Below are 26628 nucleotides of genomic sequence, written 5' to 3'. Positions count from 1 at the left end.
TAAGTCTCTTAAGGTGTAAACTTATTTCAGGACGGGACAAGCCAATACGACAAAAAGCCTTTCACTTGAAAGGCTTTTTTTATACATTGTGTTCTACAGGATAAAAATAAAAAAGGGATGAAGATGAGAATAATCAAGACGCCAGAACAAAAGTTACTCGAGCAAAGTCTGGAAATGGATAGAATCGCAGATCAATTAGAACAGCAGGAAAAGCAGCAACAGCAGAGCCAATCAAGTTCTTGGGACTGGATGTCAGGCTTGGATGGTACTGATATTGTAGAGCTTGCTTCGGAGATGATGGAGACCGTAGGGGATGTTTTGAGTGGGGTAGATTTAAATTTTTAGTAATCCCTCCTGACCTCCCTTTCACAAAGGGAAGAGATCCTTCTTCTAAAAGACACGAGAAGTCCCCTCTTTAAAAAAAGGGAAGATTTAGGGTATTAAAACTAAATTACCGCCAGCACACTCACTGCCACGGGTGCCAACAGTGACAAAATAAATCCGCTCAACATGGCATGTGGAATAAAATCATTGCCACAAGCCTGTTTGACCATTGGTAATGTAGCATCCATGGAGGTTGCACCTGCGGCTGCAATGGCAGCGCGTGGATGTCGCCAGCCGATACAGTACATCAGTAAGATGGCAATGATTTCCCGAAACAGGTCATTCATCAAGGCGATGCTACCCAGTTCAGCATTTTTCAGTTCTGTGACCACAATGCCGCTCATGGAATAGAACCCATAGCCTTGAGAAAGCATGATCAGGTCTTGCAGCTTGATATCGGATTGCCAGGTCGCATATAGCAGCACACCAAGTACAGATCCAACAACACACCCCAATGGTACCAACAGGATTTTCCAGTTCAGCCAAGATCGATCCAAAGGTGAATAGGCGAGGTCTAGCCCGATTAAAAACATGAATACTAGCAGTAAATACCAGGTACTAATGTGAAGTTGAAGATCAAAATGATGCAAACTGAGCTGTAATAGATAACCTACAGCCAGCGCAATAAAGGCATAGCTGATATTGATTAGTGATTTGATCACCAGTTCAGCAGAGACTCGTCCAGTAGATTTCTGATAACCAATCCATTTAAACAGCAGGTAACAGCAGCTAAAGGCACCTAATGAGGTCAAGCTCGCAATCGTAAGAGAGGTACTAAGAATCTGGTAGGGATGCTGTAACTCATCCACAATTTGAGAAAATTCAAAAGCGATGCCGATCAGTAATACATAACTGAAATAGGGGAGTAAAGTAAAGGAAAGTTTAACTACGACTTTAGGCAGCTTTTTGGCAAACAGGAAGCCAATCGCAAGACAGAACAATAGTTGGAAGATAAGCCAGAAGGATTGCATAATCATGAAAAATTAAAATTTTGTTTATTATGCCATTTCCTTAAGTCTGATGCTGTTGTCTTATTCGGGGAGCTGAACAGCTTGCAGTCAGCTGGCGTAGCCCATTTGAACGTGAGCCAATTTTTTTAAATATAAGTCGGCTGTTAAAATAGATTTGGCAAAATACTTGATACAGATTGAATATTTTGCATTACCTACTGGGCTGCTGGTTATGAAAATATTGTAAATTTTTAAATAGTCATAGTTTTAAATAGTCATAGGATGAATAAGACGCTAATATTGATCAAAACGGCAATAGAGAATTTGTAAGATTTGTAGTAAAACAAAAACAACCCTATTTAAGTTTAATAGCCCATGAAGAGATCCATACTCAGTCTGATGTACCTGATTCAGGGGATGCGTAAGGCCGGTATCGCGCTGGAGCAGAAACTTGATACGATCGGATTGCGTATTGATGATCTGGATCCGACCTCAATTATTCATCCGAGTCTGGAATATGATGTGTTGAAAGTTGTGGGGGATGGGATTGTACCAGAACAGGGGATTTTAATTGGACAGCATTATGCACTGGCTGGTTATGGGCCATTGCTGATGTTACTGGTGACAAGTCCTACAGTTCGAGATGCCCTGAACCATGTGATACGCTTTCAGCAGTTGACTCATCTTACGGGCGAAATTAGCACGAAACAGAATGAGTATCATGTGGCACTTTGCTACCGTCCTAAAGATTTACAGGGTCCTTTAGGTCAACTGGTGGCACAGGCTGAAATTGCTGGAACGTTCAAGTTTATTCAGGATTTATACAAGATGATGGGGTTATCTGTACCGGAAGTACGGATCGAATTGCCATTTCCAGAGCCTGACGTGCCAGAACAGTTACAGCTTTATTATGATTATTACGGTTCACAAGTGATTCTTAATGCTGAGCAGGCGGCATTCTGGTTTGATGAAGCGGTACTAGATGTCAAGATTTCTGCTGCAGATGAACAAACATCCAAGCTTTATGAACAGAAATGTATCGCAGAACTGGAACGTTTACATGAAGATGAGCAGATTCCAGAGCTGATTCAGCGGGTACAGGATTATCTGGAATTGCAAACTGGCGGAATGCCGACCATGGCAGAAACCGCGCAGGCATTGAAAATTCCGGAACGTACCTTACGTCATCAGTTACAGCAGTTGAATACCAGCTATAAACAGATCCGTGAAGAGATTATCAAAGATAAAGCATTAAGAATGATTGAATATAAACAATATTCAATTGAAATGATTGCAGAATTATTGGGATACTCTGAACCGGCTGCATTTAATCATGCTTTTAAACGTTGGTTTGGGCAAAGTCCACGTCAATATATGAAATAGCCTAAGTTAGCTAATGCCAAAGTGTTATGGCTAGGAATTGATTTCTCGCTATAATTTTTAATGAATCGCAACAGTAATGAACCTTATGTCCGACTTAAATTCACATCAGCACAATGCCTTTAGTCCTTTATCTCCTGCGGAACGCTATGCGCAGGCGCTGTCTTCGGGTCAGTTCATGCCTGATGATGCACAGGCAGTGGCAGTCCATGAGTTAGACCGTGTCTGGGTGGAGTTAATTCAGCGCTTTAAGGCTTCTAAAAAGGCATTCCGCCGTTTCCGCCGTCAGACTGCACCAAAGGGTGTGTATATGTGGGGCGGTGTAGGACGCGGTAAAACCTGGCTGATGGACCAGTTTTTCGATTCGATTCCGTTTCGCCGTAAAACCCGCATGCACTTTCACCATTTTATGCAGCATGTGCATCGTGAGCTAAATAAGCTGTCTGGTCAGCGTAACCCGCTGGATATGGTGGCGGATCAGATCTATAAAGATGCGGTTGTCATCTGTTTTGACGAATTCTTCGTGTCGAATGTGACGGATGCTATGATCCTGAGTGATCTGTTCCAGAAACTGTTTGAGCGCGGCATTACATTGGTAGCCACTTCAAACATTGCGCCTGATGGTTTATATAAAAATGGGATTCACCGTGACCGTTTTATTCCTACCATTGAATTAGTGAAAAAGAACTGTGTGATTCTGAATGTCGATGCCGGTGTGGATTATCGTCTGCGTGTACTGAAACAGGCACAACTATTTAAGTTCCCGCTGACTCATGACAATAAAAACTGGATGGCGCAGCGTTTCAGTGCGCTGACTCAGGGCCAGCAACAGTCTCAGGAACCGATCATTATCAATAACCGTATTGTGGAAACTGTGGCACATACCGAAGATGTGTTGTGGTGTGAATTTTCTGATCTGTGTCTGAAACCACGTAGCCCGGCCGACTTTATTGAAATTGCGAATATCTACAATACAGTGCTGGTCAGCAACGTACCGCATCTGACTGATTTCCTGAATGATGCTACACGCCGTTTCATCTATTTGGTTGATGAATTTTATGATCGTGGGGTGAAATTGTTACTCACCTCAGAAGACAATATCATCGACATTTACCAGGGTGAAAAACTGGCTTTTGAAATTGAACGGACCCGTTCACGTCTGCTGGAAATGCAGTCGGATGAGTATCTGCATTCTGAACATCGGCAGATTCAGAAAACAGCCTCAACCCAGGCAGAATAATTGCTTACAAAGCGTCGGATTTTCCGGCGCTTTTTTCATCTAAAATTACTGACCAGTTTATCGACAAGAACCTGATTTCGTGGCTTAATCAGGCAACAAACATGACACTGTATATCGAAGTGCATAGTTTTTGCACGAAAATCTGAACTTAAGTCTAATTTCTACATTTCGAAAACTTTATACACTGTCATTAGGGTATTTACTGAATTGATGACTAAACATTCTGATCATCTATTTTGCGTGCATGAGGGTGACGCTGAATAAAATGATCATTATTTAGGAATGTGATAGTACTATTCAGCTAAATTTTAATCGTTATACTAGAATCTCTTGTATAAAAAGTAGCAATATCAGGAAAGACAATGACTGCACGTATTCAAAAAGGCAAGTTAGCGATTGCTAAGGAACTTTACGATTTTATCGAAAATGAAGCACTACCAGGTTCTGGTTTGAACAGTGACACATACTGGAAAAACTTTGAACAAGTCGTTGTTGATCTTAGCCCTAAAAACAAAGCACTTTTGGCTAAGCGTGATGACATTCAAGCCAAAATCGACGAATGGCACCGCAATAACAAATTTGAATTACAAGCTTACAAAGCTTTCTTGACTGAAATTGGCTACTTGCTACCAGAAGTAGAAGATTTTCAAATTACTACTGAAAACGTAGACGACGAAATTGCACAAATTGCAGGTCCACAGCTGGTGGTACCTGTACGTAATGCACGTTACAGCCTGAACGCTGCCAACGCACGTTGGGGTTCACTGTACGATGCACTTTACGGCTTTGACGTAATCTCTGAAGAAGATGGTGCGGAAAAAGGCAAGGGTTACAACCCGAAACGTGGTGAGAAAGTTATCGCATTCGCGAAGAACTTCCTGGACGAAACTTTCCCATTGGCTCAAGGCTCACATGCTGATGCGACCAAATATGCAGTGGAAGGTAACAAACTGATTGTAACCTTAAAAGACGGTTCTACAACGACTGTTGCCGATGCATCTAAATTTGTAGGTTATAACGGTGATGCTGCAGCACCCTCTGAAATCGTACTGAAAAACAACGGTCTGCATGCGCTGATTCAAATTGATGCAACCAGCCCGATTGGTCAAACTGATGCTGCCGGTGTTAAAGACGTGATTCTTGAAGCTGCAGTAACTACGATTCAGGATTTGGAAGACTCTGTAGCAGCCGTAGATGCTGAAGAGAAAGTTGAAGGCTACCGTAACTGGTTAGGCTTGATGCGCGGTACGCTGGAAGAAAGCATCGAGAAAAATGGTAAAATCATTACTCGTAAGCTGAATGCTGACCGTACTTTCAAAAATGTAGAAGGCGGCGAGACTACACTTCACGGCCGTTCATTGATGCTACTGCGTAACGTAGGTCATCTGATGACCAACCCAGCGATCTTGGTAGATGGCGAAGAAATCTATGAAGGTATCATGGATGCGCTGATCACGCCGCTGCTGTCCGTTGCTGACATTCGTGGTGAAAACACAGTACGTAACTCACGCAAAGGCTCAATGTACATCGTTAAGCCAAAAATGCATGGTCCTGAAGAAGTGGCATTTGCAGTTGAACTGTTCGAGCGTGCTGAACAGGCGCTAGGTTTACCTGCTAAATCACTGAAAATCGGTATCATGGATGAAGAACGCCGTACCTCTGTAAACCTGAAAAACTGTATTGCTCAGGCGAAAGACCGTACCATTTTCATTAACACTGGCTTCATGGACCGTACTGGTGACGAAATCCATACCTTCATGGAAGCAGGTCCATTCGTTCGTAAGGGTGAAATCAAAGGCCAAAAATGGTTCCCGGCTTATGAAAACCGTAACGTGATGATCGGTCTGCAAACCGGTTTACGTGGTAAAGCGCAAATCGGTAAAGGCATGTGGCCAAAACCAGACATGCTGCTAGACATGTACAAGACTAAGACTGAACATCCAGAAGCGGGTGCTAGCTGTGCATGGGTTCCATCTCCAACAGGTGCGGTAATCCATGCGATTCACTATCATCAAATTAACGTGGCTCAGCGTCAGCAAGAGCTGCTTGCAACTGAAGCATTGCCATTAGATGATCTGTTGACTCCGCCATTAGCGACAGATACCGACTGGACTGAAGAAGAGAAAACCAAAGAACTGGAAAATAACTGTCAGGGTATCCTGGGTTATGTAGTTCGTTGGGTTGATCTGGGTGTTGGTTGTTCGAAAGTACCAGACATTAATGATGTTGGTCTGATGGAAGACCGCGCAACACTGCGTATTTCATCTCAGCACGTAGCGAACTGGTTACGTCATGGTATCGTGACTCGTGAACAGGTTGAAGATGTACTGAAACGTATGGCGAAAATTGTGGATCAGCAAAATGCAAATGACCCGCTGTACAAGCCAATGTCAGCTGACTTTGACAACAGCATCGCGTTCCAGGCTGCTTCTGACCTGATTTTCAAGGGTGGTGAGCAACCTGCAGGTTATACAGAGCCACTTCTGCACGCTGCACGTTTAAAATTGAAAGGTTATACAGGTGACTAATCCTTCTAAATAAAAAAAGCCTCTTCGGAGGCTTTTTTATTTTCTGATTTTATTGCCTCATATATCTAAAATTTTTTCAGCTATTCATAGATTTACTAAAATAATAGTACTCAGAACATATAACTTTATTTTGCTAAACGTAACAAAACGTCGCTGAGCTGCGTTCTAACGTAAGCGTCCGCTGAACCCCATGCCTATTTTTTTAATTTGAGTTGGATTTCCAGCGATGTGGTAGTAATTCTTCTATTTGGGTCGCTTTATGCGTCGGCAGCCTTTTCAGCACATCACTTAAATAGGCATACGGATCCAGCCCATTTAGCTTTGCTGACTGGATTAACGTCATGATGTTTGCCGCTCGCTGACCACTGCGCAGCGAACCTGCAAACAGCCAGTTCTTGCGCCCCAACGCCCAGGGACGCATCTGATTCTCGACCCAATTATTGCAAATAGGTAGATTGCCATCATCCAGATAGCGGCTTAAAGCTGGCCAACGCTTCAGAGTGTAATTGATCGCCTTGGCGGTGGGAGAACTCGATGGCACTGTCAGATGATATTGGTTGAGCCATTCATATAGTTGTTGCATCACTGGTTGACTATGCTGTTGTCGGTATTCGCGGCGGTCTTCCGCTGTACCATCGGTCTTTTTCCTGAGTTCTGCTTCTATCGCATACAGTTTCTGAATCAGCACTAATGCCTGTTCAGCGACCTGACTTTTCCCGGTCACATGCAGTTCATGGAATTTACGACGTGCATGGGCCATGCAGCCCACCTCTATGACCTGGCCTGATTTAAAGCGTGCTTTATAACCACTGTAATCATCACAGACTAGATAGCCCTGCCAGCCTTTCAAGAACTCTGCAGCATGCTGGCCTGAACGACTATCCTGAAAGTCATAGATCACTGCCTGAACTGGATTGTACTGTGTAGTGGCATAGGCCCAGACATAACCTTTCTTCGGTTTTTTATCATTCTCACCCATCCGCATGATGGTGACCGGTGTTTCATCTGCATGCAGCACCTGCTGTTGTAGTACCACCTCTTTTAAGGCATTGGCCAGAGGTTCCAGTTCTACACCGCAGCGACCTATCCAGTCAGATAAAGTTGATCTAGAAAGTTCGATTCCCGCCCGCTGATAGATCAGACGTTGACGGTACAGCGGCAAATGATCGGCATATTTCGATACCAACACATGGCTGAGCAGTTCAGGTGAAGCAATGCCTTTATCAATCACATAGGCGGGCATCGCTTGCTGAGTCAGGGTGTCACACTGATCACAGACCCATTTGCCACGGACATGCTGTTCCTTATAGAACTGTGCCGGTCTGAAATGCAGTTTTTCACTGACATCTTCGCCGATACGACGGAGTTGGCAGCCACAAGCGCATTGGGTTGATGCAGGTTCATGCTCAATACGGATGGTGTGTAGATGAGCTGGCAGTGGTCGACGTTTAGGTTTATTGGTTTTGGCTTTCTGTGTCGCTGCATCGGTTTTGTCTGCATTTAGCCGTTCCAGTTCTAGATCAACCGCGGCAATATCTTCTTCAACCGCTTCGTCCCACAGGTGGATTTGTTTGGTCGTTAAGTGTTCATTCTTCTGGGCGAACTTATGCCGTTTAAACAGCGCCAGTTCATGCTCGTATTTTTGAGTGAGAATAGAAAGATGTTGAACTTTAGAATCTAATTGCTGATTGGTGACTTCAAGATGTTGAACTCTGGCATCTAATTGCTGGTTTGATTGTGCTAGAGACTGATGCTGCAGCGCCAACTGCCTGGTGAATTCCAGCAGTTGTTCATGGGTCAGTTGGCTTAAGTCAGGCAGCGTATTCATGACCGCAGTATGCCTGAGGTCATGAGAAGAATGAAATAGAACGTTTGGAGAATAGCAGAATGGAACAGCCTGGTTTAAAGCATCGTCACCACCTGCTGTCGTCCAATGCGCTGCCAGGGCAAACCTTGGATCAGTGCCTGTAACTGTTCCGGACTGATCGCCATGCTTTCACCCTGGTGAACCTGCGCCCAGTGGAATTTTCCCTGTTCCAGCCGCCGGGCACACAGCCAGATGCCCAGTCCATCATGTACCAGCACTTTCATGCGATGGCCACGTTTATTACAGAACAGGTAAGCACAATGCGGTTTAATGTAGCCAAAGGCTCTCACCACCTGAGCCATGATAGTATCCATCCCTGCTCGCATATCCAGAGGTTGGCTAGAAAGCCAGATTTCATCAATGCGGATCATGTTGCAAGTGCCTTGAGTAATTCTGCTAAAGCAGATATTTCTGATACTTGCCATTTCAAGCCAATTTCTACTTTTGAGTGGGGTAAAGTAATTTGAACCGTTAACATGTCAGTAGGAGTAGGATCTAATGGTGCAGAGCAAGATAAGGCAATAAATGCAGGTTTATTCGGTAGTGGTGAGCGATCATTCCCTGGCTTACCATCAATTAAGCGAATCCATTTGGATACAAGATTTGTATTCAATCCATGTTGCAAAGCGACCGAAGCAATTGAAACGTCCGGTGCTTTACAAGCCTGAACGATCTGCTGTTTAAATTCAGCACTGTATGTTCTTCGTTTTTTCGCAAGAGATGCGATGGATGTCTGGTGATTTGTAGTCATAAATTTTAGTCCCCACTTGTTTTTAAGTGGGGACTAAATTAAGGCTTATAGGATGAATTCATAAGGTGTGTTCAGCGGACGCTTACGTTCTAACGCAATGTTCTGATAAAGTAGAGAAAAATCGGCAAGTTGCAGGGATGAAAATGACAACCTATCAAAACCTAGATCAACAATTTATTGCTGGGCAATGGCGGCAGGGTGGCTCAACTCATACCCTTCAAAATATTAATCCCTATACCCAGCAGGAAATCTTTAGTTTAAAAGCAGCCAGCACTGAGGATGTGGATGATGCTTACGAAGCTGCATTGTTAACTTTTGAACAGGAAGCCTTAGCTTCAATTCCAGTACGTATAAAACTGATTCAGAATCTGACCAGCATTATTCAGCGTCGACGTGAGGAAATTGTGAACTGGCTGATTATGGAATCAGGCAGTACTCGTTTTAAGGCCAATATTGAAGTGGATGCTGCACTCGGGATCATTCAAGAAAGTTCTAAATTTCCAGACCTTATCAAAAAAGAAGAATTAGAAAGTCTTGATCCAGCACGTCGCAGTTTTGTGGTAAGAAAACCTCTTGGTGTGATTGCGGTGATTAGTCCGTGGAATTTTCCGTTTCATTTGTCTATGCGCTCGGTAGTGACTGCACTCGCTTGCAGAAATACAGTAGTGCTCAAACCTGCGAGTGATACGCCTGTAACGGGTGGAACTTTATTGGGTAAACTGTTTGAAGAAGCAGGAGCCCCACATGGGGCTTTAAATGTCGTTGTGGGTACAGGTAAGGAAATCGGAGACTATTTTGTGGAACATCCGATCCCAAAATTGATTTCATTTACTGGTTCTACAGAAGTAGGTCAAAGTGTCGGTAGTAAAGCTTTGGCAAGTTCCCGTATTAAGCGACTGGCATTGGAGCTCGGTGGAAATGCTCCATTAGTTATTCTGGATGATGCCGATCTGGATTTGGCGGTAGAATTGACGGTAATGGGACGTTTTATGCACCAAGGTCAGATCTGTATGAGTACTAACCGGGTCATTGTCGACGAAAGCTTGCATGATGCATATATCGAAAAATTGGTGGAACGTGTGAAAACCATTCCAGTCGGTGATCCAAACTTACCGGATACTATTATTGGTCCGGTCATCAACCAGAGCCAGGTTGAAAAACATCGTAAGATAATTGAGCATGCCAAACAGATTGGTGCAGAACTCGTCTATGAAGCTGGTATTGAAGGTAATCTGGTTTCACCGCATATCTTTACTCATGTTGATCCATATTTTGAGATTGCGCAGGAAGAAAGTTTTGGCCCGATATTGCCAATTATCAAAGCAGATGATGAAGAGCATGCCTTGATCCTGGCGAATAACTCACGTTTTGGTTTGTCGAGTGCTGTATGTACATCAAATCTTGAGCGTGGAGAACGTTTTGCTATGCAGATCGATGCGGGTATGACCCATATCAATGGGATTACTGTCGCTGATCAGCCAAATGCACCTTTTGGTGGGGAGAAAAATTCGGGATTGGGCCGTTTTAACGGTCGTTGGATTTTTGAAGAATTTACCCGTACACACTGGATGACAGTACCAAAGGTTTAATCTGGTTAGCAAAAACATACAGGGCAGAGATCACCGGAGCATTATAATGTTTCGGTGATTTTTTGTTTTTAAAGACTCTATGTGTGCCAACTTTAAACCACTCACTGTGCAGCAATTGCATGATCTGAATCTTCCGGACATTCCATTTGAATATCCTGAAGAAGTCTATCCCCATTACCAGTTGCCGTTATTATTCAAATCTGATCAGGGCCTGGAATGGCGCTTGGTTAATTTTGGTCTGATTCCGAAATGGGCAGAAGATAAAACAATTGGTACACGTACCTATAATGCGCGTAATGAAACCTTGTTGCAAAAACCAACCTTTGCTGAGGCGACCGCAAAATGCAAATTTGGCGTAATTCCAGTATCAGAATTTTATGAGTCTAAATATTTTGATAATAAGCCACAGCGCTGGGGTGTCCGGCGTAAAGATGGCAAAGCCTTTTATATTGCAGCCTTATATGAGATTGCACGAGTACAGGATGAAATTGTCCGTTCCAGTACCATGATTACTATGGACGCGATTGACCATCCCATGATGAAGGAATTTCATGAACCGGGAAATATCAAACGATCAGTGATTGTGATTCCACATCATCGTTTGGATGAGTGGTTAAGTATGACAACACCGAATATTCAGTCTTTTGTGGAGGGATTTCCTGTTGAGGAATTTGAATGTTCTCATGTTCCAAAAGAGAAGGTGAATAAAGAAACACCCCAACTGAACTTTTTTGATGAGGATTGAAAAAACAGAAAGATGAACCTAGCCTAAAATTCATCTTTCTGTCTTAAATCTTTACGACATGGCCTGATTGTTATAGCAGGAGATCAGCGCGCAAGATTTTTGAAGATATGACGAAGACTTTCCATGGTCTTTTCAATTTGAAGCGGTGTTAAGCCTTCAAATGATTGTTCCAGAACAATATTGGTCAGATCGTTGATTTTGTGAGTCATTTCTTGTCCTTTCTCAGTGAGGACAACACGGGTAATACGTGCATCATCTTCACAAGAATAGGTATCCACTAGACCCTCATCTTTTAAGCGGTAAACAATTTTAGTCGTCGTTGACATTTTAGAGACCACCATTTCTGAGAGCTCAGAAACACTTGCATGTGGTTTTGCTTTCAGTGCCAATAGAATACGACGACGTGAATTATCTACACCGTATTTTTTTAAGGCATGGTCAACATTGAGAACATATTGTGCGTGGACTTGAGTAACCCAGTAGTATGGGAAATTTTCTAAAGAGAATTCTTCAGTAGATGGTAAAAACTTAGCATACTTTTTAGTCATAGCAGTTTCCTTGTATTTATTTTTCTCAGGCGGTTTTATTTTATGCAATTGTTTATATAAAATTCAACCATTATTTCTTATAAAATCGACAGAATGTGCTGCATTGTTTTTAATATCGCTAACAATTCCCACAAACTGCATAATGGCTGGGAAAGTCGATAGTTTACAGTCTTTTTAGTGCAATGTTATCAGTGAAATATGGTCATACGTCGGGAAATTTGATGATTTAAATACTTAAGAAGAAAATAATATGAATGGAAATAAGGGCTTAGAATTATCATGTGAGTATCAAAGATTTCTCATAGTGGACACAGGCTCGCTATAAATTTGTATCAATTCATAAATAAGCCTAAAAATGTGATGAATTTTGCATGAAATGAGGTTTTTGGTGCTTGTTCAGTAAAGATTAATGATGCCTCTGGATATTTTGAATGCATTAGCAAATCAATAAATGGTGGGATTACATAGCTTATCTAAACAATTCTGAGCTGGACTAAAGTGGATGAATTAAGTCGAAGAGATCATCTAATCGGTTATATTTTCAATCTTGATAAGCCTAAATATTGAGAGGTGATTAAAATCCTTAGAATTAGCCTTGCTATATTTCATAGATTAAAACATTTACAGATATATGATCTTTCAAAGATAGTCTCTCATATTCTGCATTGATTCTATTCGAGTTCTACTCGAGCTTAGCTTATACCTTCTTTACAAAGTACTGTCAGGGTTGCATATAAATTGTCCGAGAAAATCAAGACATAATTTTACTATGCACGTTGCTTATACTCGTTTAACTTCTAACATTGTTTAGCCTGTAGCCCTAGGATCTATATTTTCTATAAAGGTTATCATCACAAAATTGCTGATGGTTTTAGGCCAATGATTAAGCTTTAAGTGGAAGTGTTCGAAGTGGATATAGAGAGCAATCTGATCCAAAGGGGGAATATTCATTATCCAGTCTCATTATTAGGTTCGAATGATATTCATAATATGGTATAGGTAGGATCAGCAAAGACATATTTGCCAGCTTTTTTATTTCTAAATAATGTGACCTCGATAGTAGAAAGATCTAAACACTTTAAGAAAGGTTAATAGCCTCTATTGCATTATATCTGTCTTAAAACCATTTATCGGATTTATCTGACATAATTTTCATAAAACTTGATGAGATCGACATTATTTGCTATTGGTTATATTAAATATCAACAACTTAAAAAGAATAAAATTACATTAGATAAATTAAAGTTTATTATTTTTTATCAAGACTAAAGAATAGGAAAAATTTAGAGATTTGGCTAAGTTTATTAGTCATGTGTTTTGTATCTAAAATTTTCTGAAAAGTATTAGAAAATTCACGGAATTTAATAAACTATCGAGTGATATCAATGAATGTTGTCGAGCTTCGAAGACTACAATGAACCAAGTATATGAACGCAGTATGAAGTTGGAGTTAGTGAAAATTCCTCTTTACAGTCTCAACTGAGAAATCGATTTACTTACTGAAACTCATTCCCGTGAGTTTCTAGTATCTTATCAAGCATGCGCTAAATCATTCTAAAAAGGGAAGGTATAGGTAGATCTTAAAATCTTTTGGAAATAAGCCTCATTTGACCTGTGATAAATTTGTCTATGACCATCAGGTTGCCTAAGTTAATGAATTTATAACAACTGAAAATCAGCATGCTCACGTAGCACTTCAAGATTCAGCTGATGTATCTGGTCAATAAAGGTCACATTAAAACTGCCAAGTGACTGTGTTGTTGCAGCAGCCAGTTTTCCGGCAATAGCAAAATGCAGATGTGCAGCCGTAGCCGCAATTACAGGTGTAGTCACCGCACTATAAGCAGCAATCAAGGCGCCTAAGGCACAACCGGTCGCAGTCACTCGGGGTTGTAGTTCAGAACCGCCATTGACCTGAATTACTGGATAATCATTAGAAACAATAAAGTCAGATACACCTGAAATCGCCACACATTGACAGTGGTTTAATAATGATTGCGCCTGTTGATAGACTTCGGAACTATCTAATGTAGTTCCGACACCTTTACCTGTGACTTGCTTACCTGCCAGGGTGCCAATTTCAGAAGCATTACCACGGACAATGGTTGGTTGAAAGGCCATGAGCTGATCAGTGACTTCAGAACGCCAATGTAAAATCGCACCATAACCAACCGGATCAAGCACCCATGGCTTTTGAATAGTATTTGCTGTTTCCGCAGCGATCAGCATGGCCTGAACCTGTTCAGAAGTCGGTGTACCCAGATTTAGACTCACGGCACCGGCAATACGGGTAAAACTTTCAGCTTCAAACGGATTATCAATCATCGCAGGTGATGCGTTGGCTGCCAGCAAGATATTCGCTACATAATTACTGGCTACGGCATTGGTCATGATATGGACTAGCGGTTGCTGCTGTTGCAGGGCAGTCCAGGCATCATATACTGCATCTAAGATTTCGTTGTGCAGTTCGGTATTGGTTTTATTCATAGTGTTATTCATTAAAAGGCAAGATGTTTTTAACGGGTAAAGTAATGATCCTGATGTTTGCAGTTGCGGCAGAACAGGCTGACATAGTCACTGGCATCATAATCTACAGTCAGTTCTTCTGAACCACAGTGCATACAGCGCTTATTGGAGTAGAACTTCAGACGTGGTTCAATTTTCTGCCATGATCGCCAGATCGGCTGGAAGAAAATATTTTCATCATAACCGAGGAAATGGTAGAACAGAATTGCACTCATTTTGCTTAAGGGTAATTGCTGCGGACGTGGCAGGGTAAAGGTTTCCCATTTTTCGGTTACTGCACGTTCCCGGTACTGTTGCAAGGTCTTTTTTAGCAGATTGGTATTGATAAAATTTTCATTGCGTGGCTGTAGCGCTTTTTGAGTATGCAGGTATTCCAGGGCGGTTTGCACCAGATAATAAATCTGGCCGACAGCCAATACATCCAGCATACGGTAGCAGAACGCCTGAAAGCTTTTATTTCCAGCAATCTGGATACCCCAGCTACGGCAATAGAACTGGGCGAACTGAATCACTTCCTGATACAGCATATAGTACAGTGCATCTTTGACTTCATCTGCACTTTTAAAAGGCACACCCATGCTCAGGTTTTCATAGAACCAATGTCGTAGCTGCTGGGTAATACTAAACAGACTTGGCTCAGAATAGCCATCTAGACGCACATTAATATAATAATGATGTTGTTCGGTATTAAAATCTTTCAGCGTCAGGATATTTTCCTTACACATGCGTTTGACCAGCGCATTTTGCATCAGATAATTTGGGCTGATCGGATGATATTTGATACTGTCCCAATCGATATATTCTGCATGCTGGCTATGTTCATGCACATGATCATCCAGAATTGCTAGCAAAAAGAGTTTGTTTAGAAAACTCAGCTGACTGAGTTCATATTCAAACACGTCTTTTTTCTGCTGAAATTGGCGGTTTTCCTGTAACCGGGTTTCTTTCATCTGCCGTCTGCGGTTGGCCAGACAGCTTTCACAATGGCAGTTATGTACCTGATCCGTATAAACGCGGTGCTGACAATGACTGCATTCATGATAAGTCAGTTCCTGATCATATTGCTCTGCCTCGACCCAATACATCGATGCCTGACACAGGGGGCATGCTGTACTTTCATCAAGCTGTTTCTGCAAAACATTTATGGTCATCGGAACAAATAATCTGAGCAGGGAAAAGGGATTTCATTATACACATCTGCTACTAATGAGGATGTATTCAGGCAGGCTGTTTTATGGATAAATGACAACTCAAATATTACTAAAAATGAAAAGAGCCACACATGTGGCTCTTGATCGATTAAAAGAAATCTTAAACCGGGCAAGGCAGAGTTTCGTCTTCTTCGCCCATCTGTTTGGCACTAATAAGTGCCTGCACTTTTTTGGTCGGAATCTTTTTCAAACCGAGGGCGTCATAGGTATTGAGAATTGCGCTGACTTCATAGGGCTGCATGGTGATGCCTTCAGAGCTCATAAATAGGGCAATCACTTTATGGTCGATATTGGCGTGGTCCAGAGCTTGTAGCGTTTTGATGTTTTCAATACGTACGATATGGTCTTTTAGATACATGGTTCACCTCATTGTTCTTGTTGTCTTGGTTTAAACAGGTAATGTCATTTACCGTTTAACATCTGTTTTAGAATAGTGTTTGTTCACGAAATTAATGAAGCAAGAAGTGTGCACATTTTCGATTATAAAGATCTATAAAACGGTTGGATAGATATTAAATATTGAATAAACAATAGTTTAAGAAAATGTAAATAAATATAAATTTGTTGTAGGAGCTGGGCATAGTTATCGCCTAACCGAAATAACTGTTGTTGAATTAAGCAGAATGAATTGAAAGTAGTGCAGAGAATGCCCATATTAATGACATACAGTGAATGACACAGACAGTGTCTCTAACTTGGCGTATGATGAAACGACGATAAATGTCGACGTAGACAATAACATCAGGACATGACATGAATATTGCGGCAAATCCGGCGATCGAAGCAGATCAAACCATTTATTTAAAAGACTATCAAAAGCCTTCCTATATTGTAGATTCGATTGAACTCAATATTCAGGTTTATGTGGATCACACCTTGGTCAGCTCAACGCTGGTGATACAGCGCCAGTCTGAAGGTGACCTGGTATTGTTAGGACGTGATCTGGAATTGCAGTCGATTTCTGTCAATGGTCAGCAGCTTTCTGAAAGCGAGTACAAGCTAGATTCAGAGCAGCTGGTGATTGCCAATGCACCGGATCATGCCACTATTCAAACTGTGGTACGTATTCATCCTGAATCGAATACTCAGCTGGAAGGTTTATACCAAGCTAGTTCGGATCTGTTTGTGACCCAAAATGAGCCGGAAGGTTTCCGTAAAATTACTTTTTATCCAGATCGTCCAGATATCTTGTCAGTATTTACCACCCGTGTGGAAGCCGACAAAAAATTTCCAGTACTGTTGGCCAATGGTAACCTGATTGAAACTGGTGAAGCGGGTGAAGGCCGTCATTATGCCATCTGGCAGGATCCAACCAAAAAACCAAGCTATCTGTTTGCTTGTGTGATTGGTGATTTGGCGGTGATGAAAGACCGTTACACTACATCCGAAGGTCGTGATGTAGCGCTGGAAATCTATGCCGAAGAAAAAGACATTCCAAAATGCAAAATTGCTATGGAAGCGTTAAAGCATTCCATGCGTTGGGATGAAGAGCATTATGGCCGTGCCTACGATCTAGATAATTATATGATTGTGGCAACCAGCGCCTTCAATATGGGCGCGATGGAAAACAAAGGCCTGAATATTTTCAACACTTCTTGTGTGTTGGCTGATGAAGAATACACCACTGATGCTGCCATCATGCGTGTTCAGTCCGTGATTGCACACGAATATTTCCATAACTGGACCGGTAACCGGATCACTTGTCGTGACTGGTTCCAGCTGTGTCTAAAAGAAGGTCTAACAGTTTTCCGTGATCAGTCTTTCTCGGAAGATTTACAGTCTTCTGCGGTACAGCGTATTGATGACGTTGCTGTTCTGAAAGCACATCAGTTCCCTGAAGATTCTGGTCCATTATCACATCCGCCACGTCCAGACCATTTTGTGGAAATTAATAACTTCTATACCGCAACTGTTTATGAAAAAGGTGCAGAAATTAACCGTATGATGGCAACCTTGCTGGGTAAGGAAAAATTCCGTCAGGGTACGGATGAATATTTCCGCCGTCATGATGGGGAGGCGGTAACAGTTGAGGATTGGGTGGATGCTCTCAGTGCCGGTTCAGGTGTAGATCTGTCTAATTTCCTGACCTGGTACAACCAGCCGGGTACACCAAAACTGGAAGTGAAATCTGAATATGATGTAGAAAGCCAGACTTATTGCCTGACCTTCAAACAAAGCCTGAAACCACATCCAAAATATCCGAACCTGAAAGCTGTACCAATTCCGGTGGCGCTGGCCCTGTTTGATGCAGAAACCGGTGAACAGCTCACACTGAAATCAACTGCACTGGTTGCAAATGGGGTGAAAGATGGCGTATATCTGTTTGATCAGGATGAAGCGACCATTGAATTTTCTGGTGTAACTTCTAAACCAGTCGTTTCGTTGCTGCGTAATTTCTCGGCGCCAGTCAATCTGGAATTTGACTATACCGATAAAGAATTAGCATTCCTGTTGCAATATGAAACCAATGGCTTTAACCAGTGGCAGGCAACGCAAACCCTGCTGGAACGTATCCTGCTGAATGACCAGCCAGCCGAAATCTATATCAATGCAATGCTGAATACCTTGCCTGATCTGATCCAGAAAGATCCACTGCTGGCTTCACGTCTGTTTGATGTGCCAACCGAAGGCTATCTGGGCAGTCGTATTGATGAGAATTACCAGCCAAGCAAGATCAAAGAAAAACGTAATGCCTTGCTGAACAAGCTGGCATACGCTTTTGGCAACACAGTGAAAGAAATTTATCTGTCACTGGATCCAGAGCTACAATCTGATTTCTCTCAAGCGATGGGTGTGCGTGCGCTGAAAAATATCATGTTGATGATGCTGGCACGTCAGGGCGATGAAACTGCCTTTGAGCTGGCACAGGAACAGTATTCAAGCACAGGCAATATGTCTGAACGTCTGGGTGCCTTACGTGTACTGGTATGGAATGATGCGCTACAAGCTCAAGCGGTACTGGAAGATTTCTATACCCGTTTCAAAAATGAAGCCTTGTCCCTAGATCAGTGGTTTATGGTGCAGGCGGCTCATCCGGAAGCAACTGCTGCGACCATCAAGGCGCTAACCGAGCATCCAGACTACGACCTGAAAGTACCAAACCGTATCCGTGCAGTCAGCGGCGGTTTAAGCAACAATCCGGTGAATACCTGGAGCTTTGGTGTTCAGCATTACATTAGCTTGGCGAAATACCTAGATGAGAAAAACCCAATCGTGGGTTCTCGTCTGCTGCAGGTATTGTCACGTTGGTATACCTTGGCAGAACCACAACGTGGTGAAGTGAAGGCGCAGCTAGAAGCACTGAAACCGCTGGTGAAATCGAAAAATGTCTGTGAAACATTGAATAGCATGTTGAGCGTGTAATTTAAAAAAAAGAGAAAGCCGGATTAAATATCCGGCTTTTTTATTTAGAACATCAGTAATATTTATTAAATATGTAATGAAAGAAAGGATGTATTGGATTTTGCTTTAAGATAGTTCTTATATATGGAGTTAATGTGACGCCGTTCTCGGATTTTCACAAAGAAGATCATGGTGATCAGAACAGATTGAGTGAATTAAAAATGTTATTGAAAGTTGACGACGGGTTTTATTTAAATACACAACATATTATTGCGGTGCATGTGAGTAAGGACAGCAGTCGTGGTGTATTCGAGGTTCAGCTAGAATATACGCCAAACTCAGTGCAGAAATCGGGTGAATATACCAAGGTCTTCAGTTCGCAAATTGAAGCAGAAATGTTCCTGAATCAGCTTAATCAAAAGATTCACTAAAAGAAAAAGCCTGTTCAATACAGGCTTTTTTAATGGAAATAATTTTATTCTTTCACAATCAGCACCGGGATTTCAGAAGCGCCAAGAACCTTTTGCGCTACGCTACCGAGCACCAGTTTCTGGAAGCCCTTACGGCCATGAGAACCCATCACAATCAGGTCAATCGGCAGTTCTTTGCTGGTCTGCAGGATACCTTCAGAAGGGGATAAGCCATGCATGATGCGGATATCCAGATCAATGCCTTCACGGGTAAAAGTTTGTTTCAGGTCATTCAGGCGATCCAGTGCATTCTGTTCAGCCTGCATAAAGTAATCCGTCACTGCTGGCGCAACCTTGTAAAAATCCACACCAGAGAATGGATCTACCGCAATGACGCTGATCAGGGTGACTTTGCCGCCAAATAATTTTGCAATATCCAATGCATGTTCCGCAGCAGCATAAGAGATCGGGGATTCATCGATTGCGACCAGGATGTGTTTATAGTGAGCCATAGTAATTCCTGAAAATGATGCTTGCATGGAAACAGAACGCAGCCAAGCATAAATCCACTTCAATGCAGTAGTCTGAATTCTAATAAAATGAATATGCGCACCACAGTTTAGCGATGCGCATAGGTCGTATTATTTTTTAATGATCAGTACTGGAATTTCAGATGAACTCAGTACATCCTGTGCAAAGCTGCCCAGAATCAGTTTCTGGAAGCCTTTACGACCATGTGAACCCATCACAATCAGGTCGGCACCAATTTCCTCCGCTTTTTCGACCACATGCTCGGCATTCACCAGGCCAGTCACAATATGCGATTCAGCAGTGATGCCTTCTTCTGCTGCAATGTTGGTCGCCTGTTTCAGTGCTTTTTTCGCATTGGTATGCGCTTCGACAAAGTATTCTTTCATGATGGCAGAACTGTAATAGAAGTCCGCTTCAGTAAAAGGATTCTCTGCAATGAGACTAATGATGGTCAATTTGCTGCCAAAACTTTTGGCGATTTGAGCCGCATGGCGTACTGCAGAAAAGGAAATATCAGAACCGTCCACAGGGACTAAAAGGTGTTGGTAAGCCATCTTATTTATACTCCAATCTCATTGTTGTCTTGCTTTCAACTATTGATAGCACAGTGCGGATAGTGGTTCAATTGAAAAATACTAAAAAATTAGAAAATTCATTTAATTACGCTGAATTTTTTACAAAAAACTGCAAAATGATAGGCATAAAAATCAGACTGAAATGCCTGGTTTTTAAACATTTTTATGCTTTTAGGCTAAAATAAAAAATACAGATTTCTGGCGTAATGTCAGGGCTAAAATTGTGGTGGGGACATAATGATATGAACAGATTGCAGCAGGTTGGATTCGGAAGTGCTTTGCTTAGCCTAATGCTGCTTACGGGCTGTCAGAATACCTCACAGAACAGCAAGATCATTGCTGCGGCCTTTAACATGACTACCACGGTGCAGCAGAAATTGCTGGATCGTCATGCGCCGGACAATGTGCTGGTGCATAACAATATTATTTATCAGCCAGAACGGAAGTTGGGTCTGGACCTATACCAACCACAAAACATTGCCGAACTGGGCGTACGTTCAACAGTGGTCTGGATTCATGGCGGTGGCTGGATTTCCGGTTCACGCGAACATGCCCGTGGCTATTTCAAGCTGTTGGCAGCACAAGGCTACAATGTAGTATCAGTGCAATATCAGTTGGCACCACAGTCGCAATATCCCAGCCAGCTACAGCAGATTAATGCCGCTTTAGCTTTTTTACAGAACCATGCGGCGAAATACTTGATTGATGCAAACAAGCTTTATTTAGCCGGAGATTCTGCCGGAGCAAATCTGGCCAGTCATTATGCAGCTTTACTCACGAATCCGGATTTTGCCCAAACGTCAGAATTTATACCTTCAATTCAACCTGCACAGCTGAAAGGCCTGATTCTGCATTGCGGGATTTACGACCTCAATGCTTTTGTAGACATGGCACCTGACGAAATCAAATTGGTGGAATGGGGCATTTATAATATGGTGCAAGCCTATACCGGTGAGCGCCGTAATGATGCTGCCTTTCTCAAGCAGATTTCTCCCATCCAGCATATTACCCCGAACTATCCACCAGTACTGATCAGCGGTGGCAATAAAGATTTTCTCACCGATAGCCAGTCTTTGCCTTTTGTGCAGATACTTAAAGCCAATCAGGTGCCGGTCAAAGAAATTTTCTATCCTGAGTCCAAAACCTGGCTGATTCATGAATACCAGTTTTATATGGGGAAAAAAGAAAGCCAGCAGACCTTTCAACAGACCTTGGAATTTCTGCAAATGCATTCAAACACAGCGGATTAAAATAGTCTGAATGTCTCAGGTGAAGCTACGCCAGCGCAAAATCTGCAAAAGCAGATAAAAAATTAAGTCCCAGAAACTGAAGGCATTTCAAAATTGCAGACAGATCATGCTCAGATGCCAATAAATTTGCGGGCTTACATGGTAGAGGTGGCGAGCTTGATGCCAAAACCACAGAACAGCAAGGCTACCGTTGCCACACAGATCGAGGTTAAGCGGTAGCGATGACCAAAGAATTGCGCTAGACGGGCACCCGAGAAAATCAGGATGCTTAAGTAAGACATGCTGATGATCTGTAGCACAATCGCCAGTAAGGTAAAGGTCAGTGCTGGATACGGATAGCGTGGATCAACGAACTGGACAAAGAAAGACAGATAAAACAGGATTGCTTTGGGATTCAGAATGCTGATTGTCATTGCAGTACGGAACGGATGCAGCTGTTCAATATTCTGTTCCGCCTGTTTAATTTCGGCATTGGTATGGATGGTATTCCATGTGTGATAAGCCGCAATGAACAGTTTGATACCGAGATAACTGAGGTAAATGGCCCCGATAATTTTTAAAATAGTAAACAGGACCGGGAAAGCATGGAGTAGGGAAGCCGCACCAAGTGCAGTCAGAAAAATCAGCACCATATCGCCCGCATAGACACCAAATGCAGCCTTATAACCGGTTTTGATGCCATAGCGCGACGCGGTGGACATCACATACAGCGAGTTCGGTCCAGGCAGCATCACAATTAACGTTGTACCAATAATAAAAGTCGTTAAATCCGTGATCCCAAACACTGAAACCTACTCTTAAAAAACAAATAAAAAAACAAAACAGCCGATGCGTATTATAACGACATCGACTGTCAGATGCTGTAAAGCGTTAGGCGGCTACGGCAAAACGTTCACGTAATAGAGCAGATAACTGTTCACGTGCCTTGATAAAGCCCTGGATTCCGCCTTCAAGTAGTTCGGAAGCCATACGATCCTGTTCCAGTTCAGCTTGGAAGCTTGCTTGGTTAAGTGGGGTATGCGCATGTTCGGTATGTGCATGGGCATGGTTTGAAGATAACTGACGAACGACTTCACGTTGATCTTGATCCAACTGTGCCAGCAGGTTGGGTGCTACAGTTAACAGGTCACAGCCGGCCAGGCCCAGAACCTGATCGATACTGCGGAAGCTGGCACCCATGATTTCAGTTTGAATGTCATGCTGTTTGTAGAAGAAATAAATCTGCTTCACCGACAGTACACCTGGGTCCTTATCAATTGGATAAGCTTCGACATTTTCTGCTTTTTTAAACCAGTCCAGAATTCGGCCGACAAAAGGAGAAATCAGGGTCACTTTGGCATCAGCACAGGCTTTGGCCTGATGCAGACCAAACAGCAGAGTCAGGTTAGTATGAATGCCTTCCTGTTCCAGCGCACGTGCAGCCTGAATGCCTTCCCAAGTCGAAGCAATCTTGATCAAGATACGGTCTGAAGAAATACCGTCTTGCTTATACAGTTCCAGTAGTTCTTTGGCTTTGGTAATGGTTGCTGCAGTGTCATAAGACAAAGATGCATCCACTTCCGTCGAAACGCGACCTTCAATCAGTTTGAGAATCTCGACACCGAATTTGACGGTCAGAATATCAATGGTGCGTTCAATCAGTTCATTGCCGGTCAAACCTTCGCCTTTTGCCTGATTAAAGGCTGCTTCAATCAGAGCATTATTTTCAACTTGGCTTGCTGCAGCGGTAATCAGCGAAGGGTTAGTGGTCGCATCGAGTGGACGAAATTTTTCAATCGCAGCTAAATCACTGCTGTCCGCAACAATGGTGGTGAATTGTTTTAGTTGGTTTAACGCACTTTGAGTCATTTGGATCTAGTTCTTAGGTTATTGCTTATGCATTCTGTTATATCACAAAGTGTTTATTTCCCAAGCATTCACACACTATCTTTTGGTAGCGAATTGCTGTTTTTACGTTGATTTCTGATGTGATTAATCAAAAAATGTGCAGCTTTACCGAGTTTGGTTTCCCGGCTCCAGACCAGATCGACGAAATAGTCAAACTTTGGCGTGAAATCATACAGATTCAGGATATATAGCTGTTCCTGAATATGCGGATGCTCATGCAGCATCTCTATCGGTAGAATTCCCCAGCCCAATCCCTGCTTAATCAGACGATAGGCAGAGTGGTGATTATCGGTACGCCAGTAAAACTTGGAAAATAAAAGTTCGGGTTTGATCTTGCTATCCCGGCTCGCCACCACAATCTGCCGGCTATTAATGATCTCTTCATAGCTGACTTGAGCATGCTGACTCAAGGGATGAGATTTGGCAGCTACCGCGACCAGACTTTCCTTTTTTAACTCAACAAACTGTTCCCGGGTTTCCAGTTGTTCACGTTCAAACATCAGGGCCAGCTGTGCCGAACCTTCAAACAACATCCGATGTGCATCTTCCTGCGGGGCAGAGAAGATATTGATTTGTAGATCTGGGAACTGCTGTTCGAGCAGCACAATATAATCCACCCAGCGGGTATGCAGTAGTTCCGACACCACCACGATATTCAGCTCGGATTCAAGTCCGGAACTCAGCGCCTGTGCGTGCTGTTTCCACTGGTTTATTTCTACCAGTAGCTGTTCGGTTTTTTCATACAGTGCTTGTGCGGCCGCCGTCGGCTGAGGCTCACGACCAATGCGTTCAAACAGTTGCAAGTCCAAATCAATTTCCATATTGGCAATTGCCATGCTTACGGTGGAGGGGACTTTACCGAGTTTACGTGCAGCTGCAGAGAATGATCCGGTTTCCATCACGGCTTTAAACAGTAGCAATTGTTCCTGATTGATATTCATGTTTTATCTTTCAATATTTTTGAAAGATTCTAACTCGAATAATCAAATTATTGAAAATAAACTAGCGGGCATGATTAAGTGATTTGAGTCAGAAAAGATGTTTATTTCAACCAGAAGGATAGTACATGCGCTGAGCTATGAGATCATTCTGTTGATCATCATTGCGATTACCTTGAGTTTTATTTTCCATGTGCCAATAGAAGTGACGGGTACTTTGGGTATTGCCATGGCCCTTACTTCTGTACTTTGGAATATGTTATTTAACCATTATTTTGAAAAGTTTGAAGCCAGGTATCAGCTGAAACGAACGATAAAAGTCCGGATTGTGCATGCGATTGTCTTTGAAGGTGGTCTTATGCTGGCAACCATTCCGATGGTGGCTTATGCTCTGGAAATGAGTTTGTGGCAGGCGATCCTGACTGATCTGAGTATGACGCTGTGTATTTTGGTTTATACCTTTATCTTTCAGTGGTGTTATGACCAGATTGAAATGAAAATGGGCATTCGGCCGGAATTTTCTAAAGGTTAGTGGGCTTAACGCGATATTCAGAAAATAAAAAAGCACCTATCAGAGGTAATGCCAGTCAGTTAAGCAAATATTAGTAAAATGTAGTAAAAATGAGTGTATGTAAATACGCTCATTTTTTTTTATGACTTTATCTGAAAATTTAGATTGCACCCTTCAACATTCTTTACCTTCACTTAGCCATTTTAGTGAATTTATTGATTTCAACTGGATTGAGGAAAGTCTGAATCAAACAGGTAAGGCATCAATTAGAAGAAGGAAGTTACCCGCTGAACATGTGGTATGGCTTGTCATTGGACTCGCTTTATTTCGAAATCAACCTATCGGATATGTCGTAGAACAACTAAAACTTGTATTTGGTACAACAGAATATTGTGTTCCTAGCGCAGTAGTACAAGCACGACAACGTTTAGGATCAGAACCTTTAAATGCGCTATTTTCTTTACTTAGCCAAGCCTGGTTTGAAGAATCTCAGCAGCAATACTCAAACTTTCACGGTCTGAGTGTGTGCGCTGTTGATGGTGTTGTTTGGTCTATGCCTTATACAGATGAGAATTTTGCACACTTTGGTTCATCTAAAGGAAAAACTGCTGATGCTCCTTATCCACAAGTGAGAGCAACCTGCTTAGTAAATACCGCGACCCATGAAATTATAGATGCTCAAATAGGCAGTATGGATCAAGGTGAACTCACACTGGCAAGCCAATTATCTCCTTGTTCACACAGTATTACCCTATTTGATCGAGCCTATTTCTCTGCAGATTTTCTCATCGGGTGGCAAAAACGTGCAGAAGAAAGTCATTGGCTTATGCGTGCAAAAGATAATTTACGGTATGAGATTGTGGAGCGTAATTCGCAACATGACTTTCATATTAGAATGCCGATATCAACAAGAGCTAAAAAACTTAATCCAGCCTTAGGAGATTATTGGGAAGCACGTCTCATTGAGGTTGAGCAGGCAGGTAAGATTAGACGTTATATCACTTCACTAATAGATTCAAAGAGATATCCATTATTAGCTTTAGCAAAACTCTATGCCCAGCGTTGGGAAATAGAAATGTGTTACCGAGAAATCAAGAGTAACTTACAGGAAGGGAAGCATTTAAGGAGTAAACAACCTACCTTGATTTATCAAGAGTTATGGGGAGTCTTTATTGCCTATAATATTCTAAGAAGACAAATGAAATATATGGCTCAACGTGCAAAAGTCAGTCCTTTGAGAATGAGCTTTCATATTACCTCTATTGCTATCCTTAACCTATTGAAGTTTGATTCTTTGGCTTCCGCAGGCAATTTGCCTAAACATCTAGAAAGTTTAATGGAAAAATCTAAAAGGTATGTTTTACCGAAAAAAAGAAGTAGAAACTACCCACGAGTTGTGAAAGGGAAACCACAGAAATACCCAAAAAAATGCCAGTCAATCTCTTAACTGACTGGCATTACCTAT

24 protein-coding genes are annotated in these 26628 nt (G+C 42.3%); 11 read left to right on the top strand and 13 right to left on the bottom strand.

Annotated elements, in window-relative coordinates:
* Positions 1-123: 123 nt before the first annotated feature.
* Positions 124-345 carry a hypothetical protein gene (locus ABEF84_RS09410; protein WP_034584812.1) on the top strand — a complete coding sequence of 74 codons (222 nt, stop codon included), beginning with the start codon at positions 124-126 and terminating at the stop codon, positions 343-345.
* Between the two features lie 101 nt (positions 346-446).
* Here ABEF84_RS09410 and ABEF84_RS09405 read toward each other — a convergent pair whose 3' ends face one another.
* Positions 447-1355 carry a lysine exporter LysO family protein gene (locus ABEF84_RS09405; protein ID WP_347473879.1) on the bottom strand — a complete coding sequence of 303 codons (909 nt, stop codon included), beginning with the start codon at positions 1353-1355 and terminating at the stop codon, positions 447-449.
* Between the two features lie 354 nt (positions 1356-1709).
* Between ABEF84_RS09405 and ABEF84_RS09400 the strand changes: the two genes are divergently transcribed.
* From ABEF84_RS09400 to ABEF84_RS09390, 3 genes are all read left to right on the top strand, one after another.
* Entirely contained in the window at positions 1710-2717 is a 1008-nt protein-coding gene (locus ABEF84_RS09400; RefSeq protein ID WP_034585211.1) for an AraC family transcriptional regulator, read from the top strand.
* A gap of 85 nt (positions 2718-2802) precedes the next feature.
* Positions 2803-3954, top strand: coding sequence for a cell division protein ZapE (gene zapE / locus ABEF84_RS09395; protein WP_034585215.1), 1152 nt, complete (start codon positions 2803-2805; stop codon positions 3952-3954).
* A gap of 362 nt (positions 3955-4316) precedes the next feature.
* Positions 4317-6482, top strand: a complete 2166-nt coding sequence (locus ABEF84_RS09390; RefSeq protein WP_034585218.1) for a malate synthase G — start codon at positions 4317-4319, stop codon at positions 6480-6482.
* 202 nt (positions 6483-6684) lie between these two features.
* Here the strand turns inward: ABEF84_RS09390 and tnpC are convergent, their stop codons facing one another.
* From tnpC to tnpA, 3 genes are all read right to left on the bottom strand, one after another.
* Complete coding sequence (gene tnpC / locus ABEF84_RS09385; RefSeq protein ID WP_347473660.1) at positions 6685-8310, bottom strand: IS66 family transposase; 1626 nt, start codon at positions 8308-8310, stop codon at positions 6685-6687.
* A 74-nt stretch (positions 8311-8384) separates the two neighbouring features.
* The gene (gene tnpB / locus ABEF84_RS09380) at positions 8385-8720 is read right to left on the bottom strand and encodes an IS66 family insertion sequence element accessory protein TnpB (RefSeq protein ID WP_176536922.1); all 336 of its coding nucleotides are present in this window, start codon (positions 8718-8720) and stop codon (positions 8385-8387) included.
* Complete coding sequence (gene tnpA / locus ABEF84_RS09375; RefSeq protein ID WP_005404026.1) at positions 8717-9100, bottom strand: IS66-like element accessory protein TnpA; 384 nt, start codon at positions 9098-9100, stop codon at positions 8717-8719. The genes tnpB and tnpA overlap by 4 nt, the downstream gene beginning before the upstream one ends.
* Positions 9101-9243: 143 nt before the next feature.
* On the opposite strand from tnpA, the gene ABEF84_RS09370 reads away from it, so the two are divergent.
* The gene (locus ABEF84_RS09370; protein ID WP_347473659.1) at positions 9244-10689 is read left to right on the top strand and encodes an aldehyde dehydrogenase family protein; all 1446 of its coding nucleotides are present in this window, start codon (positions 9244-9246) and stop codon (positions 10687-10689) included.
* A gap of 79 nt (positions 10690-10768) precedes the next feature.
* Positions 10769-11434 (top strand): SOS response-associated peptidase family protein, encoded by a 666-nt coding sequence (locus ABEF84_RS09365; RefSeq protein WP_034584892.1) that lies wholly within the window; start codon positions 10769-10771, stop codon positions 11432-11434.
* An 83-nt stretch (positions 11435-11517) separates the two neighbouring features.
* On the opposite strand, the gene ABEF84_RS09360 is transcribed toward ABEF84_RS09365, so the two are convergent.
* The 4 genes from ABEF84_RS09360 to ABEF84_RS09345 form a co-directional block, all read right to left on the bottom strand.
* Positions 11518-11982, bottom strand: coding sequence for a MarR family winged helix-turn-helix transcriptional regulator (locus ABEF84_RS09360; protein WP_034584890.1), 465 nt, complete (start codon positions 11980-11982; stop codon positions 11518-11520).
* A 1659-nt stretch (positions 11983-13641) separates the two neighbouring features.
* Positions 13642-14469, bottom strand: a complete 828-nt coding sequence (gene thiM, locus ABEF84_RS09355) for a hydroxyethylthiazole kinase (RefSeq protein WP_034587115.1) — start codon at positions 14467-14469, stop codon at positions 13642-13644.
* 29 nt (positions 14470-14498) lie between these two features.
* The gene (locus ABEF84_RS09350) at positions 14499-15659 is read right to left on the bottom strand and encodes a hypothetical protein (protein WP_034587112.1); all 1161 of its coding nucleotides are present in this window, start codon (positions 15657-15659) and stop codon (positions 14499-14501) included.
* A gap of 160 nt (positions 15660-15819) precedes the next feature.
* Positions 15820-16077, bottom strand: a complete 258-nt coding sequence (locus ABEF84_RS09345; protein WP_034587110.1) for a hypothetical protein — start codon at positions 16075-16077, stop codon at positions 15820-15822.
* Between the two features lie 395 nt (positions 16078-16472).
* On the opposite strand from ABEF84_RS09345, the gene pepN reads away from it, so the two are divergent.
* Positions 16473-19082, top strand: coding sequence for an aminopeptidase N (pepN, locus tag ABEF84_RS09340; RefSeq protein WP_034587108.1), 2610 nt, complete (start codon positions 16473-16475; stop codon positions 19080-19082).
* 200 nt (positions 19083-19282) lie between these two features.
* The gene (locus ABEF84_RS09335; protein ID WP_034587119.1) at positions 19283-19492 is read left to right on the top strand and encodes a hypothetical protein; all 210 of its coding nucleotides are present in this window, start codon (positions 19283-19285) and stop codon (positions 19490-19492) included.
* 44 nt (positions 19493-19536) lie between these two features.
* Here ABEF84_RS09335 and ABEF84_RS09330 read toward each other — a convergent pair whose 3' ends face one another.
* Both ABEF84_RS09330 and ABEF84_RS09325 read right to left on the bottom strand, forming a co-directional pair.
* The gene (locus tag ABEF84_RS09330; protein WP_034587106.1) at positions 19537-19983 is read right to left on the bottom strand and encodes a universal stress protein; all 447 of its coding nucleotides are present in this window, start codon (positions 19981-19983) and stop codon (positions 19537-19539) included.
* A gap of 129 nt (positions 19984-20112) precedes the next feature.
* Positions 20113-20556 (bottom strand): universal stress protein, encoded by a 444-nt coding sequence (locus tag ABEF84_RS09325; protein ID WP_034587104.1) that lies wholly within the window; start codon positions 20554-20556, stop codon positions 20113-20115.
* A gap of 263 nt (positions 20557-20819) precedes the next feature.
* On the opposite strand from ABEF84_RS09325, the gene ABEF84_RS09320 reads away from it, so the two are divergent.
* A complete protein-coding gene (locus ABEF84_RS09320) occupies positions 20820-21827 on the top strand; it encodes an alpha/beta hydrolase (RefSeq protein WP_052127907.1) in 1008 nt (335 codons plus the stop codon).
* A gap of 134 nt (positions 21828-21961) precedes the next feature.
* On the opposite strand, the gene leuE is transcribed toward ABEF84_RS09320, so the two are convergent.
* From leuE to ABEF84_RS09305, 3 genes are all read right to left on the bottom strand, one after another.
* Positions 21962-22612, bottom strand: coding sequence for a leucine efflux protein LeuE (leuE, locus tag ABEF84_RS09315; protein WP_034587102.1), 651 nt, complete (start codon positions 22610-22612; stop codon positions 21962-21964).
* An 85-nt stretch (positions 22613-22697) separates the two neighbouring features.
* Complete coding sequence (tal, locus tag ABEF84_RS09310) at positions 22698-23675, bottom strand: transaldolase (RefSeq protein WP_034587100.1); 978 nt, start codon at positions 23673-23675, stop codon at positions 22698-22700.
* Between the two features lie 68 nt (positions 23676-23743).
* Positions 23744-24655 carry a LysR family transcriptional regulator gene (locus tag ABEF84_RS09305; RefSeq protein ID WP_347473658.1) on the bottom strand — a complete coding sequence of 304 codons (912 nt, stop codon included), beginning with the start codon at positions 24653-24655 and terminating at the stop codon, positions 23744-23746.
* A 97-nt stretch (positions 24656-24752) separates the two neighbouring features.
* Between ABEF84_RS09305 and aceI the strand changes: the two genes are divergently transcribed.
* Both aceI and ABEF84_RS09295 read left to right on the top strand, forming a co-directional pair.
* Positions 24753-25184: a chlorhexidine efflux PACE transporter AceI gene (gene aceI / locus ABEF84_RS09300; RefSeq protein WP_034587096.1), complete on the top strand. Its 432-nt coding sequence runs from the start codon at positions 24753-24755 to the stop codon at positions 25182-25184.
* A gap of 121 nt (positions 25185-25305) precedes the next feature.
* Positions 25306-26610, top strand: coding sequence for an IS4 family transposase (locus ABEF84_RS09295; protein ID WP_347453003.1), 1305 nt, complete (start codon positions 25306-25308; stop codon positions 26608-26610).
* Positions 26611-26628 lie beyond the last annotated feature (18 nt).

The organism is Acinetobacter sp. ANC 7912, assembly GCF_039862785.1.
GTDB lineage: Bacteria > Pseudomonadota > Gammaproteobacteria > Pseudomonadales > Moraxellaceae > Acinetobacter > Acinetobacter thermotolerans.
This window is presented reverse-complemented; position numbering and strand designations above follow the sequence as displayed.